This window comes from Ekhidna sp. ABH4_415 (genome assembly GCF_056161305.1).
On sequence record NZ_JBSWYW010000007.1, the window covers coordinates 260,388 to 273,855 of the forward strand.

Annotated in this window: 15 protein-coding genes and 2 tRNA genes; 7 read left to right on the plus strand and 10 right to left on the minus strand. The window is 40.7% G+C overall.

The window, feature by feature from the left end; all coding sequences use genetic code 11:
• Window positions 1-147: 147 nt before the first annotated feature.
• A tRNA-Ser gene (locus ACXAH9_RS14090) sits at window positions 148-234 on the plus strand.
• Between the two features lie 182 nt (window positions 235-416).
• A tRNA-Arg gene (locus tag ACXAH9_RS14095) sits at window positions 417-490 on the plus strand.
• 347 nt (window positions 491-837) lie between these two features.
• Here the strand turns inward: ACXAH9_RS14095 and ACXAH9_RS14100 are convergent.
• Genes ACXAH9_RS14100 through ACXAH9_RS14110 form a run of 3 tightly spaced genes read right to left on the minus strand, consistent with a single transcriptional unit; the run spans window position 838 to window position 2,540 of the window.
• The gene (locus ACXAH9_RS14100) at window positions 838-1,464 is read right to left on the minus strand and encodes an alpha-ketoglutarate-dependent dioxygenase AlkB family protein (RefSeq protein ID WP_474895494.1); all 627 of its coding nucleotides are present in this window, start codon (window positions 1,462-1,464) and stop codon (window positions 838-840) included.
• Window positions 1,465-1,514: 50 nt separating this feature from the next.
• A complete protein-coding gene (locus ACXAH9_RS14105) occupies window positions 1,515-2,129 on the minus strand; it encodes a DUF2867 domain-containing protein (RefSeq protein ID WP_474895495.1) in 615 nt (204 codons plus the stop codon).
• A 30-nt stretch (window positions 2,130-2,159) separates the two neighbouring features.
• Window positions 2,160-2,540, minus strand: a complete 381-nt coding sequence (locus ACXAH9_RS14110) for a hypothetical protein (RefSeq protein ID WP_474895496.1) — start codon at window positions 2,538-2,540, stop codon at window positions 2,160-2,162.
• 126 nt (window positions 2,541-2,666) lie between these two features.
• Between ACXAH9_RS14110 and ACXAH9_RS14115 the strand changes: the two genes are divergently transcribed.
• Window positions 2,667-3,230, plus strand: coding sequence for an EF-hand domain-containing protein (locus ACXAH9_RS14115; protein WP_474895497.1), 564 nt, complete (start codon window positions 2,667-2,669; stop codon window positions 3,228-3,230).
• A gap of 711 nt (window positions 3,231-3,941) precedes the next feature.
• On the opposite strand, the gene ACXAH9_RS14120 is transcribed toward ACXAH9_RS14115, so the two are convergent.
• The gene (locus ACXAH9_RS14120; protein ID WP_474895498.1) at window positions 3,942-5,231 is read right to left on the minus strand and encodes an amidohydrolase; all 1,290 of its coding nucleotides are present in this window, start codon (window positions 5,229-5,231) and stop codon (window positions 3,942-3,944) included.
• A gap of 123 nt (window positions 5,232-5,354) precedes the next feature.
• Here ACXAH9_RS14120 and ACXAH9_RS14125 point away from each other — a divergent pair, with 123 nt between their 5' ends.
• Complete coding sequence (locus tag ACXAH9_RS14125) at window positions 5,355-7,502, plus strand: TonB-dependent receptor (RefSeq protein WP_474895499.1); 2,148 nt, start codon at window positions 5,355-5,357, stop codon at window positions 7,500-7,502.
• Window positions 7,503-7,525: 23 nt separating this feature from the next.
• A complete protein-coding gene (locus ACXAH9_RS14130; protein WP_474895500.1) occupies window positions 7,526-8,179 on the plus strand; it encodes a tetratricopeptide repeat protein in 654 nt (217 codons plus the stop codon).
• 12 nt (window positions 8,180-8,191) lie between these two features.
• Here ACXAH9_RS14130 and ACXAH9_RS14135 read toward each other — a convergent pair whose 3' ends face one another.
• The 5 genes from ACXAH9_RS14135 to ACXAH9_RS14155 form a co-directional block, all read right to left on the minus strand.
• A complete protein-coding gene (locus ACXAH9_RS14135) occupies window positions 8,192-8,626 on the minus strand; it encodes a hypothetical protein (protein WP_474895501.1) in 435 nt (144 codons plus the stop codon).
• 79 nt (window positions 8,627-8,705) lie between these two features.
• Complete coding sequence (locus ACXAH9_RS14140; RefSeq protein WP_474895502.1) at window positions 8,706-9,665, minus strand: c-type cytochrome; 960 nt, start codon at window positions 9,663-9,665, stop codon at window positions 8,706-8,708.
• Window positions 9,666-9,782: 117 nt separating this feature from the next.
• Entirely contained in the window at window positions 9,783-10,586 is an 804-nt protein-coding gene (locus ACXAH9_RS14145; RefSeq protein WP_474895503.1) for an ion transporter, read from the minus strand.
• A gap of 65 nt (window positions 10,587-10,651) precedes the next feature.
• Complete coding sequence (locus ACXAH9_RS14150) at window positions 10,652-11,149, minus strand: O-acetyl-ADP-ribose deacetylase (protein ID WP_474895504.1); 498 nt, start codon at window positions 11,147-11,149, stop codon at window positions 10,652-10,654.
• A 72-nt stretch (window positions 11,150-11,221) separates the two neighbouring features.
• A complete protein-coding gene (locus ACXAH9_RS14155) occupies window positions 11,222-11,815 on the minus strand; it encodes a histidine kinase dimerization/phospho-acceptor domain-containing protein (protein ID WP_474895505.1) in 594 nt (197 codons plus the stop codon).
• Between the two features lie 34 nt (window positions 11,816-11,849).
• Between ACXAH9_RS14155 and ACXAH9_RS14160 the strand changes: the two genes are divergently transcribed.
• Together ACXAH9_RS14160 and hisB are read left to right on the plus strand one after the other, a co-directional pair.
• Window positions 11,850-11,987, plus strand: a complete 138-nt coding sequence (locus tag ACXAH9_RS14160; protein ID WP_474895506.1) for a hypothetical protein — start codon at window positions 11,850-11,852, stop codon at window positions 11,985-11,987.
• 443 nt (window positions 11,988-12,430) lie between these two features.
• The gene (hisB, locus tag ACXAH9_RS14165; RefSeq protein ID WP_474895507.1) at window positions 12,431-12,958 is read left to right on the plus strand and encodes a histidinol-phosphatase; all 528 of its coding nucleotides are present in this window, start codon (window positions 12,431-12,433) and stop codon (window positions 12,956-12,958) included.
• Between the two features lie 54 nt (window positions 12,959-13,012).
• Here the strand turns inward: hisB and ACXAH9_RS14170 are convergent, their stop codons facing one another.
• Entirely contained in the window at window positions 13,013-13,438 is a 426-nt protein-coding gene (locus ACXAH9_RS14170; RefSeq protein WP_474895508.1) for a hypothetical protein, read from the minus strand.
• Window positions 13,439-13,468: the final 30 nt, after the last annotated feature.

A 13,468-nucleotide genomic window follows, 5' to 3' on the forward strand; every position in this document is an offset into this window, starting at 1 on the left:
ATTAGATAAAGAATTGAGTCAACGAAATGGATTTTTGACTGTAACTTTTATATTTGCACTCCTTTTTAGGATGTACCCGATAAACGGGTCTTTTTTTAAGAAGGTTTTGGCTTGAAAGTAGAGTCAAATTTTTAAGCTAAATGCCACGGAGAGGTGGGTGAGTGGCTGAAACCACATGTTTGCTAAACATGCGTGCGAGAAATCGTACCGGGGGTTCGAATCCCCCTCTCTCCGCAAACAAAATGCTGCGATAGCAGCAAAACGGATCAAATCCGATTCAAGTTTACTTGAAAGAGGATTTGAGGAGGTTGGTCTGATACGAAGTATCAGCATTTTGTTTCATCTCCCTCAAAATGGGATCATGAAATAATCCCCCTCTCTCCGCAAACAAAATGCTGCGAAAGCAGCGATAGGAAGGTTCGCTAGCTCAACTGGATAGAGCAACTGCCTTCTAAGCAGTAGGTTCCAGGTTCGAGTCCTGGGCGAATCACGATTACAGGCTCATACTTTATTGTATGGGCCTTTTTTATTTTTCACTAAAGTGATCATGAAATAATCCCCCTCTTTCCGTTAACAAAAATGCTACGAAAGCAATAGGAGGGTTCGCTAGCTCTAGATAGCAATCGGTAGGATAGAGCAACTGCTCGTTCCACTACGGTCATTCCATTACGGCTCCTAAGCAGTAGGTTCCAGGGCGGTTCGCCGCTGCGATCGAGTCCTGGGCGAATCACGATTACAGGCTTATACCTTATTGAATGGGTGATGTCGTGCACTTAAAGTTACATGATGAAAGCTATCGTTCCTTAGATACTATTACGAGGATGAGATTTACAAACATTAAAAATTGATTATCGATCTTTCCCCCATCTGACGAAAGGTCAGATTTATTCGGTGTTGATTAACCTTTTTAGTAGGAGGGAGTCGATGGAGCCAGTGGGTCTGAGTGGTACCTTTCATCACCAATAGGCTACCATTCTCCAAGAGCAGGTCGATGCGTTCTTTGGTTTGCTTATGCTTAAATGAAAACTTACGTTCAGCACCAAAGCTTAAGGATGCAATGGCTCCATTTTTCTTCAGTTCAGTTTCGCCATCGCTATGCCAAGCCATGCCTTCCTCTCCGGAATGGTACAAATTCAACAGGCATGAATTGTAGGTCTCGCCGGAGTGCTTTTCAGCGATCTCTTTGATAGACCGGAGCTCTTTTGTCCATGGGAGTGCCACTTTGGTTGTACCAGAATAACGATAGGGGAAAGGTTTTTCTGCATACCAGGCTACCTTCCGCTTGGTTATGATTTTCTTACCGAAAATGACAGCCTGATCGGACTGCCAGTCTATGGTGGTTAGAAGAATTTCAAATAATCTATCGGCTTCCAGTAGATCAAAGATTTTACCGTAGTAGTTGACCACACCATCATGGGGCAACCAGTTTTTAGAAGGATCTTTAACTCGTTCAAACAACTCCATTTTCTAGTAATGAATGTTAGCATGATTTAGTTCTGGGATGTAAATAAGTATCATTTATGATTTTCAATTTTCAAATAATCTTCCCAACTTCTTTTTGCTGTTCTCATCAGTGCAGGGTAAACAATCCAATGACGGAATGGCTGGATCAATTTCATGTAGGCTTTTCCAAAATATCCTTTTGGTTTTACATATACAGCCATATGAATGCCATAACCACCTGCTATTATCACTCGCCCAATATGCAGGGCAGCATGTACGGTTTTATTCTCAATTTCAGATAAATATTCATCTTCCAGTTGATAAACAGGTATAAAGTCTCCGGTACCGGGTTCAGGCAGATCTTCAGATTTTAAATTTTCTGCCTTCTCATAGCGTTCTCGGATGCTTCCTGGTAATAAATGATCTATTTGCTTTTTTTCATCCCATTTAAAAATCTTACCAAGAAAGAACCTAAGACGAAATAAATATCCTGTTAGTCCTTTTTGTGTCACCTTTTCATTCGATTCCATGAACTGCTTTAGAAACAGATCCAGGCTGTGCTCTTGTTTGAGTTTTACCGGCACACGCCAGACATCTTCAACGTCAAAATCTGCCAGCAAGGAATGCACCCTCCATGACTGTTCCAGGTGACTCTGTTTATTGATTTTGATTTGATTACGTGTCATGAGAGCCTTTTGAACGAACAAATGACAATTTCATTGATAATCCTGTGTTAAAAACGATAGCGCTTGTTCTTTTGTCTCAAACCAGTCGATGTTCTTGTTTTTAGCAGCAGTAGAGGGAATCTGTTTAGAGGCAATCATTTCTTTGAAGATCATTTCTCCAAAACCTACAGAGGCCCATCGTTTTACGTGGACTTTAATTTTCTCGTAGTATCCTGGGAAGTAGTCCAGAATCTCCTTATTCAGCTTTACTCCTGATATAATTTCCAGAACAAGAGCTGAAGACTTTTCATATTGCGTTATATATTCAAGTGAGTGTTTCATTAGCTCAAACTCTTTTTCGTGTGGTACCACCGAATAATCAATGACTACAATTTTTTTTTCATTATGTAATACTGTGTTTAACCCCTTCATGCTGTTATTAAAGATACTGAATGGGAGCGATTATACCATTGGTCTTTAAAAAATGGGAGGTCACCTTTTATGGAGGCGGTGTATTAAGATTATTACTTATCTTTTGCCCATTCAAAAATCTCCAATATGCTAACTGACTTTCAGAAAGAAAAGATTTCCCATTATTTCAGGGTTGTATTAGATCAAGACAGAAACGGAATCCTTGAAGAAAATGACTTCAGGGAAATAGGGGAATCATTATGTGTGCTTTGGGTCTATAAGCCTGGAACGAAGGAGTACAATGAAGTGATCGATAAGAATGTTCAAAGCTGGAATATGTTCAAAAAGTATTTCCAGAAGCAGGGTGCGGAGGCAAATGAGGAACAATTCCTACGGTTTTTCGAAGTATTACTTAAGCCCGGTAATGAGGAGGTTTATAAAAAGTGGGTCAAGTATATGATCAGTTCCATTTTTGATTCATTTGATGTGAATGAGGATGGAGTGATGTCCGTGGACGAATACTCAGACATGTTTATGTGCTATCATATTCCGATCAAGCATTCGGCCAAGGCCTTTGTCAAATTAGACAGAGATGGAGATGACTTTATTACAAAAAAGGAATTGGTGCGAGCAGTGGATGAATTTTTTAGGTCAAACGATGAAAACGCTCCTGGTAATTGGCTTTTTGGATTTTGGGGAGATAAAGATTGACAGATAAACGCTCGTCTATCTGTCAATCAGGATTTACTTGTTAATGTATTGGATACATTTTTCTTTCGATCCCATGAATAAGATCATTACATTTTTCATAACCATCCACATACCTTTTTCAGATTTTGTAAGATGCAACGAGTCTTGTGAGTTTGATAAATTACTAAAATCCATAGCTATAATTCTTTAATTTGCTAAACAAAAATCGTAACTGCAAGGAGTTATTGATATCGGTATTAACAAATAATATAGTTTAAGTATTATGCTTATTTTTTCGATGAAACTCCGATGAGTTTTGATAAACACCTTAATTAAATCGGCTGGTATTTTATTAGCAACAAAAAAACCTCGCTTCTAAGCGAGGCTTCATACACCTAATTATCCTATTGAAACTCACTCTAGCTTGCTCAAGCTACCCTTAGCCGGTTCATATAGGTTTGACACTTCTCTTTAGATCCGATGTATAAGATCTTGAGATTCTTTTTTACCATCCATTCTCCTGAATCTGCCTTTGATAATTTCAAACTGTCCTTCTTGGCAAAAAGATTAAATAAGTAACCCATAGCTTAATTCCTTTGATTGTTTAATTAATTATGAATCAAAGATGGATCTATATAGTACTATTTTATATTGGTATTGTACCATAAAAAGCACTAAGTAAAATGCTTAAATAATTATAACAATATAAATATAAAATTGTATTATATCAAGTTAATTACTCATATAATCGAGTGTGAGGCCCATCATGGCTTTCATTCCTAGCTTCATCCCAGAGTCATCTACGTAGAAATCCGGAGTATGATGACCAGCTACTTTTTTAGGGTCTCTATCCGGTGGACATCCACCAACGAAGAAAAACAAGCCAGGTACCTGCTCTTGGTAGAAGGAGAAATCCTCTGCTCCTGTGATAGGTTTGATGATCTCTACATTTTCATCTCCAGCTGCTCGTTTCAAAGTCGGAAGCATCTGTTCGTAAAGTGAGGGTTCATTATAAGTAACCGGATATCCTTCATCAATCCATACTTCAACCTCAGCATTATTTGCCTCTGCTGTTTTTTGAGCTACTTCTCTGATTCGTTGCAGGATTTGTGTGCGCATATCCGCATCCAATGTGCGTATGGTGCCTAGCATGTAAAGGTCTTCGGGAATGATATTATACCGAACGCCTCCATGGATCGCTCCTATAGTCAATACAGCAGGTGCCTCTGTAAGCTGCATATTTCTGCTGATGATGGACTGGAAATTATTGATCATCTGAGCAGCTGTTACAACCGGGTCTACACCATCCCATGGGGCCGAACCATGCGCTTGTCTTCCTTTGATATCTATCCGCATCGAATTCACAGCAGCCATAATTCCTTCTGACCGTACCTTCAACGTACCCACAGGAGTTTGCGCATTGATGTGTAATCCAAATATTGCATCAACGTCCGGATTTTTAAGCACACCTTCTTCAACCATCAACTTAGCGCCACCGTCTTCACCTTTGGGTGCGCCTTCTTCTGCCGGTTGAAAAATGAATTTTACTGTGCCAGGTACCTGATCTTTAATTTCCCAAAGCATTTTCGCAACTCCAAGCAGGATACTTATATGTGTGTCATGGCCACATGCATGCATAACTGGCACTTGTTCACCGTTATATTCACCCATTTGTTTGGATGCCCAAGGCAGATCCACTCGTTCTTTCACAGGCAGTCCATCAATGTCAGCCCGCAGACCTACCACAGGTCCCGGCTTTCCTCCTTCAAGAATTGCTACTACTCCAGTCTTTGCTACACCTGTTTGTGGCTCATAGCCTATGTCTTTTAATATAGATGCGATACGTTCAGCTGTCTTAAACTCTCTGTTACTCAGCTCTGCATTTTCATGGAACCAATGACGCCATTCGATTACATCTTTCTCTGTTTGTGCTACCAGTTTCTCTATTTGCTTGTCGAACTTTTGTGCAGACAATACAAAAGAGCCAACGATCAATGTTAAGGTTAATAAGGTTTTCTTCATAGTTATCTGATTTTGGTTCCATAAGTTACAATTCATCTATGAGAATCTACAGTTCGGTTAGTTGGATTGGTTAGAGAAGATGATCAGTGGGACTTTTGAATCGAATCTAAAAGTCAAAACCGAATGAGATACGCAATCTACTTGATCACTTTTTTCTTGGCAAATGCAGCCTTGGCTCAGCAAACAATCTCTGGCAGGGTAACCGACAAGTCGGAGGAGCCGCTGCTTGGAGTAAATGTCTACGTCAAAGGCACCTATGATGGAGCAACCACCGACATCAATGGTAATTTTTCATTTACTACTTATGAGGAAGACAGCCTGATTCTTGTTTCCTCGTACATTGGGTTTCATGAGATTAACCTCCCACTGCCAAAGGATAGCGAGCCCTTGTTGATTAGGATGCGTGAGAAAGTGAGTGAGCTGAATGCAGTGGTAATCACTGCAGGAGCTTTTCATGCATCAGAAGAAGGAAAACGAGAGGTGCTTAAACCTCTGGATATAGTGACCACTGCTGGAGCGACAGCTGATGTGCCCGGTGCGCTAAATACCCTACCTGGAACTCAAACGGTAGGAGAGGCTGGTCGGCTATTTGTACGTGGTGGGGATGGACGCGAAACAAAGACCTTTATTGATGGGATGCTGGTGCATAATGAGTACAGTCCTTCGGCTCCTAACACCCCAGGCAGAAGTCGTTTTTCACCGTTCATGTTCAAAGGCATGAGTTTTTCTACAGGAGGCTATTCTGCTGAATATGGTCAGGCACTTTCCTCGGCACTCATCCTTCAATCAAAAGATTTACCTGATAACAACCGGACAGATATTTCCTTAATGTCAGTCGGAGCAGATATTTCTACTACACGGACGTTTGAGAAGAGCTCTTTTGCCGGTAAAGTTCAGTATACCAACCTAACTCCATATTTCAAGCTAGTCGACCAAAACCTGAGGTGGGATAAAGCTCCTGAAGAGTACAATGCAAACCTGGCTTACAGAGTAAAAACAAGCAAAACAGGAATGCTAAAGTTCTATACCAATGCCAGTCGATCGGATATGGAACTCTATGAACGTGAGATCGCTAATCCGGAGATCACACTTCCTGTTAAAGTCCAAAACGACTATGCTCATTTTAATGCTTCATACCGTGAACTACTTGGCGATAAATGGGGCATACGAGCAGGTGCCTCTTTTACAAAGAGCGATGATTTTGCATCCCTAGCCAGCGATAGTCGGGATCAGAAATTGACTGGCTTTCATACCAAAATAGTCACAGACTATCAGCATTCCGATCGAATCGCATTTCTAGCGGGTGCAGAAGTGATCCAGCGAGAGGTGAATCAGGTTTTGGAAGATGAAACCGGTTCTTTTGCTCAAGGTTTCAAAGAACGAGTAAGTGCGTCGTTTTTTGAGTCGGAGTGGTTTGCTTCTTCATCGCTGGGATTTAAGGTAGGACTGAGGGCTGAGCATAACAATCTGACATCAAGTGAAACTTTTGCGCCTAGGATTTCAGCAGCTTACAAGACAGGAGCGAAGAGCCAGGTTGCGATAGCCTTTGGGCAATTTTATCAGACGCCACAGACACAAATTATTCTGAGTCAACCGTTTACACAGGCGGAAAAAGCATCTCATTACATCGCTAACTATCAGTGGCTGGGCGAGGGCCAAAGCTTTCGGATTGAAGCATATGAAAAACGCTACGATCAGTTGGTGAAATATGTTCAGCTATTTGATCCTTCTACCTATTCTTCTACTGGAAATGGCTATGCCAGAGGAGTTGATCTTTTTTGGAGAGACAATAAGACTTTTGATAATACAGATTATTGGGTAAGCTATTCCTATCTGGATACGGAGCGTGAGTACCGTGACTTCCCTGGTTCATTTACACCGACTTTCGCTTCATCACACAATTTTTCTTTTGTCGTAAAGAAGTTTATTGATGAAATCAAAACTCAGGTGGGGCTGACTTATTCTTTTGCCAGCAGCAGAACTTATAATGATCTGAATGCGGATGGATTTAATACCGGAAGAACTCCGGCCTATCATGACCTGAGCTTTAACATTAGCTATCTGTATAATAATCAGGTGATCGTTCATGCGATGGTCAACAATGTACTCGGAATTAACAATATCTATGGGTATCAGTTTGCTGACACACCGAATGAAAATGGAGTATATGCATCCAGAGCGGTTACCCCTCCGGCCAGGCGATTCATTTTCGTGGGGGTGTTTATCACACTATCGAAAAACAAAGGCATCAATCAATTACCAAATCTTTAAAATCAATTAAACACTTATCAATTATGAGAAAGAATCTATTAATAATTATTGGGGTGCTTTGTGCATCTGTAGTATTTGCCAACGGGCAGTTTGAAAAGGCGATGGGAAAGAATATTCCAGCCATGTTTACTGCAGAAACACCCGAGGCATTACAGAATGTAATCAACCAACTCAATCGAATCGGTGAGGCAGAAGGAGATCGGTGGGAACCGTACTACTACGCTGCATTTGGGTACATCCGCTTGAGTGACATGCATGAGGGAGGAGAAGACAAAGACAAGTACATGGATCTGGCACTTGAAACCATAGCAAAAGCTGACTTGATTAAACCGGAAGATTCAGAACTTGAAGCATTACGTGGATACGTACATATGATGCGTATTGTAGTAGATCCTGCTACTCGAGGAATGAAATATTCCGGTATGGCGTTCGCTTCCTTTCAGAAGGCGGTTGCGCTTGATCCGGAAAATCCTAGAGCACACTATCTGCTAGGCAGAATGCAATATGGTACTGCTCAGTTTATGGGAGCCGGAGATGGAGGAGCCTGTGAGACACTGGCTCGGGCCAAAGAGCTTTTTGCTTCTGAGCAACCTGAAAGTCCCATTGCTCCTTCCTGGGGATATAAGACCAATGAAGAGGCAATAGCCTACATCTGCAAAAAAGAAGAAAGCGAATAATGAAAAAGCGGCTTAAGCCGCTTTTTTTAATTTAAAGAAGTTTGCGAGATATTCCAGATAAACATATCTCCAGGGGATGATCAAAAGATTGAGTCCTACTCCTACAATACAGACCCAAAAAAAGGATTGGATGTTTTCATTTATCGAATGATTGAGATAAGCCGGACGGTATATTCCGATAATCCAGGCGAGTTTGTACAGAAATTGGATTAGTAAGATCGGAACCATTTTTATTGGGAAACGAATCCCGATAAGATTAAGCAAAGAAAAGGCAGCCCAAAAGCTAATAGTGACACCAGTTAAAGTATCCATTTGTTCCTTTGGAAACAAAATCTGGCTCCAGTTGTCACTAAAAAGGCTAAGGAAGTTCAGAGCAAAAAGGCCCCTCATAAGGTGTGTTCTGATCCTTGATACAGGTGTCTGGTTATTAAGTGATAATTCTGTCATGATTAGGTGTTTTATTGCTTCACACCTTTGATGACTGTTCGATAATAATGGTTGCTTTCATTACAGCAATGTTTTAATATCACTCATAAACCAAACGCTCAACTTTATTTTCAATAGGAGGAATGGTTTGTAAATAATCGTAAATGGCACTTATCTCATAATTGGTTAGGTCAATGTATGGCATCATCGGATAAGAAAGAGCTGGTTCACCATCTTTCAGACCATATTTTACTGCTTTGATAAATTGCTCTAGCTTCCAGCTACCAATACCTGTTTCTTTGTCTGGAGTTAGATTCGATGTGAGTTTGACTCTTCCTTCCATATCTAACGGCTGATTTCCACCTGCGAAATATCCTGGACTCATTGGCGGGTTCAGATAATCATTGGTTTTAAAGTCAGCAGAGTGACAGGAAAAACACTCCAGATTATGAGCGAGATATTCTCCTAATTCCACTGTGTTGGTAGTATCTGGCATGGGGATCGGTTGGTCTGGCATGGGGAAAGGCTTAAAAGCCAATCTGCTTAAAACCTTGGTTAAAAGAGAAGGCTTTGGCGGAGTATCAGGTTTACTTTCAGCTATTACCATTCTATGATCAGATCGAAGAAAAGAAATGATTGCATCAATGTCTTCATCAGCCATCAATGGTAACTTAGCCATGTAAGGCGGGGCATACTGACCGTCTCGTTTGATTCCGGTTCTGAGCAAACGAACAATCTCACCGTCTGTCCATTCACCAATTCCATACGTTTTGTCCTGCGTAATATTTGGAGCATATATTTCACCAAACTCGGCCGGTGCGTCTTTCATTTGTTGACCTGTAAGCTTGCCGGTGGCACGATCTATGTGACAGTTTGCACAAAGCATTTGGGTAAGCTTTTGCCCGCGTGCGATGGCTTCAGGTTTGTTGCTTCTTTGAAATTCAACTTCTTCTAATTCGTAAGAGGGGATGTCTTGAGTGTTGATGATCACAAGCGCTACCACCCCAATGGTAATCAGGACGGCTAATCCCAGTCCCATGATTTTAAAGGCTATTTTCATTTTACATTTGGTTAGGTTATTCCACCAACCATCCTATTGGCGGTAGTGTGATGGATGTACAAATTAGCAACTTTAACTTAAATATGCCATTAGGAGGCAAATAGGTAGTTACTCAATTTATTGCTTCAGTCGTGTAATTTCCTTTTGCAGCTTATCCAGCTTCTCGTGCAAGAGCTTGTTTTGCTGCGCGACAAACATTTTGATGTGTTCTTCTTCCTCACGCATACCCTCCATGGCCAGTTGGTTCATGGTATTCACCACTATGGCAATGAAAACATTGAGTGTGGTATAGGTGGCAATGAGAATAAATGTGACAAAGTAAATAGCAGCATAAGGCACTCCATCCATGATCGGCCGTGCAATAGCCGACGACCAGCTTTCCAGTGTCATAATCTGGAACAAGGTGTAAAGTGCATCTGTCAATGTGCCGAAATATTTCGGATATTCCTCAGCAAATAGGTTATAGCCAACAACCGCATAGATGTAATAAACAATGGTCAGCAACACCACGATCCAGCCGATACTTGGTAGAGAGTGAAGCAATGATTCAATGATTAACCGGAGCTTGGGGAGGCTCTTAAGTAAACGAAGAGTTCTGATGATCCTCAGCGCCCTGAAGATAGAAAAGGATCCGGCAGCCGGAAGAATTGATATCCCGATCACGAAAAAGTCAAATACATCCCATCCATTAGTAAAGAATTTTTTGCGATAGATCAAAATCTTAAGAACAATCTCAATGGTGAAGCACACCAGTATGACCATGTCAAAAGCATCGATCGTGGCTTCATAATCCTTTACCAATTCAGGATACGTCTCCAATCCAATCAGGATTGAATTAAGGATAATGATGAAAGTTATGAAATTCTGGAAGCGTGGGGATTCCAGGAAATTCCTGAGAATATGCTCAACGAATTTGATCATAAGGCGGTGTAGTGGTGATTGCTGAATGAAAGATAACTCGGAAAACGATATTTATTACAATCAAATTACTTATTGAGTAGGTTTTTATATAAGAGGAAATTCTCCTCCTCAAAGCAGACAAAGGTCACCTCACGAATCACACTAGCAGGAAATGAATGTACACTTTCCACGGCAATTTCTGCTGCTCGCTCTTTGGGAAAACGATAAACCCCTGTGGAGATATTAGGAAAGGCAATGGTTTTGAGATTGTATTCTTCAGCCAGCTTTAGTGACTTGATATAGCAGGAGCGAAGCAACGTTTCTTCATGCGAATCGCCACCCTGCCAGATGGGACCCACCGTATGAATGACAAACTTAGCATCTAGATTACCAGCTGTGGTGATCACAGCCTGACCTGTTTCACACCCTCCGATTACTTTGCATTCTTCCAAAATCGCAGGGCCACCCGCTCTGTGGATGACTCCATCTACACCACCGCCTCCCAGCAGCCTGCTATTTGCTGCATTGACGATTGCATCTACTTTGAGTTTTGTAATGTTCCCTTGTAGCAGTTTGATTTCCATATTTGAATATAATAGGAATTATATATTCCTCCACATAAACCAAAGTATGTAGCCTGTGGATGACTTTCAATTTTACGATCGATCATTTATGGACTTATTCAGTAGGTCATTGATATCATGAACTACCTTATCCAGTTCATGGCATGAGGTGTTAAGTATATCAAGAAGTTGTTCAAGTTCCTCAGTAGATTCAGCCTCCCTCAATAGCTGAATCACTCCCATCACATTAGCAAGCGGTGCCCTTAGTTCATGAGAATTTTTGAAGGAGAACATTTGAAATTGAGTAGCCTGATCCAACAGTTTTTTGGTTCGATTGTTTACTACCTTTTCAAGATTCGAGTTGATGATTCGAATTTCATGATTAGCAGATTCCAACTCCAAAGACTGCTTTTCTATTTTGGCATTTTTTACGAGTAACTCAACATTCTTTCTTTCTAATGAATCAATTAGACTGAGGTTCTTTTTCTCAAATTGCTCATTCATCCTTTTAAAGAATACAGAAGCTGTTAGAATTAGAAGGTAAGAAGAAATTGTGATAGCATGAAAAGTTGGATATAGTTTGGAGTTAAACCCCATTTCATAATAACCCACACCCAACATTCGATGAATGGGATCAAAGAGAACAAGTGGTATCACGCTTCCCAAGAGTGATAGTGAAAGTAGCATTTTTTCCCTGAAGCTGATTATTAAAATAGGTATAATGGCTGTTGTGATTATAAAAATTCTAGGCATAAAATACATTACCTCTTCGATTAATTCGGGATCTGAAATTTTAGCATTCAAAGAGGCAAAGAGCGGATACAAAGAACACATCCAGCTTAGAACTACCCTGCTATAATTTAAAAAACCGAGTCTATTTAAGCTGAAAATAAGGACAAAAGCAGCAATATTGCCAAAAAGCAAGGATTTACTCAGGGGTGACCATCCGTTATTAATAAAATTAACAAGAAAGAGAAATGAGAATATGATAAAAATCACAAAAACAAGTCTATTTGTAAAAATGAGGTTACGCGTATCTGATGCAGTCTTGGTTTTGTTTATACCAACCTGTGAAATTTTTTTCCAAATTTGAACTAATTGTTGCTGCATCCATATCAAGTTAAATACGCATTGAGTATACGAAAATCTAATATCAACTTATTCCAAGCAAAAGCAAATTTTCGAAAAAGAATATTAGTTTTCTTTATCAAAATTCGTCGACTGGTCTGATTAAGCAGGTATAATGTTAGGTTGCAACACTCCATTTTTCAGTAAGTAAGACTAAGGGTTATCTTCGCGTCCATGCAATCCATCTTATTCATTGACCGTGACGGCACCATCATCCAGGAAACGGAGGATGAGAAAATTGAGACCATCGAAAAGCTGGACTTCCTTCCGGAAGCCCTGTACTACCTTAAGAAGATCAAGGAGGAAACCAGTTATAAGTTCGTTATGGTGACCAACCAGGATGGATTGGGAACTGAGGCCTTTCCGGATCATGAGTTTTGGCCCGTACACAATTTCATCATACGGCTACTCGAAACAGAAGGCATTCACTTTGATGCAGTACACATTGATGAGCATTATGAGAAAGACAGTCACCCCAACCGTAAGCCGGGTACGGGCATGCTAACCGAATATTTGAAAGGGGATTATGATATAGAGAACTCTTATGTTATCGGTGACCGTGCCACGGATGTTCAATTAGCTCGTAATCTGGGCTGCAAAGCGATCTACCTTACTTCCGCTTATTCAGACAATGAAACGGAAGCAGAGTTGAAACCGAAGGGATGGAGAGAGATTTATGAGTATTTAGCTTCAAGTCATTAGTTGCAAGCTTCAAGTGAAAAAGACTTGAAACTTGCAGCTTGAAACGTGAGTCTACTAAAGAATTCCTCTCCCCGGCATAGTAGCCAGACCTACCAATACAAGCAGGATGGAGATCCCAAAGAAGATCGTCTGGAATCGGAATTTCACCTGAGCATCATTCGATTTCTTGCTGATGGATCGCCCGATCTGGGCAGCTGCAACTGCAAAGATCATAAGTGCAATATGCTCCACAGACCAGTACCGACTCACTTTGTCACCCATGTTGTAGGTCACAAATGGGCTGTAAATGAAATAGAGAATAAGCCCAATCAGCAGTTGAAGGTGCATCAGTCCAACATAGGCTGGTGCTAGTATTTTATCAAGCTTAGTATAAGCACCACCACCAAGCCATCCGATGAGCGATTTAATCACTACAACGACGGCAACTAGTAGTACGAGATATCTTAATCCGGAGTGAGCGTGAAGGAGGAAATTGTACATGTGATTGAATTTTTGTCAAATATAGTCGCT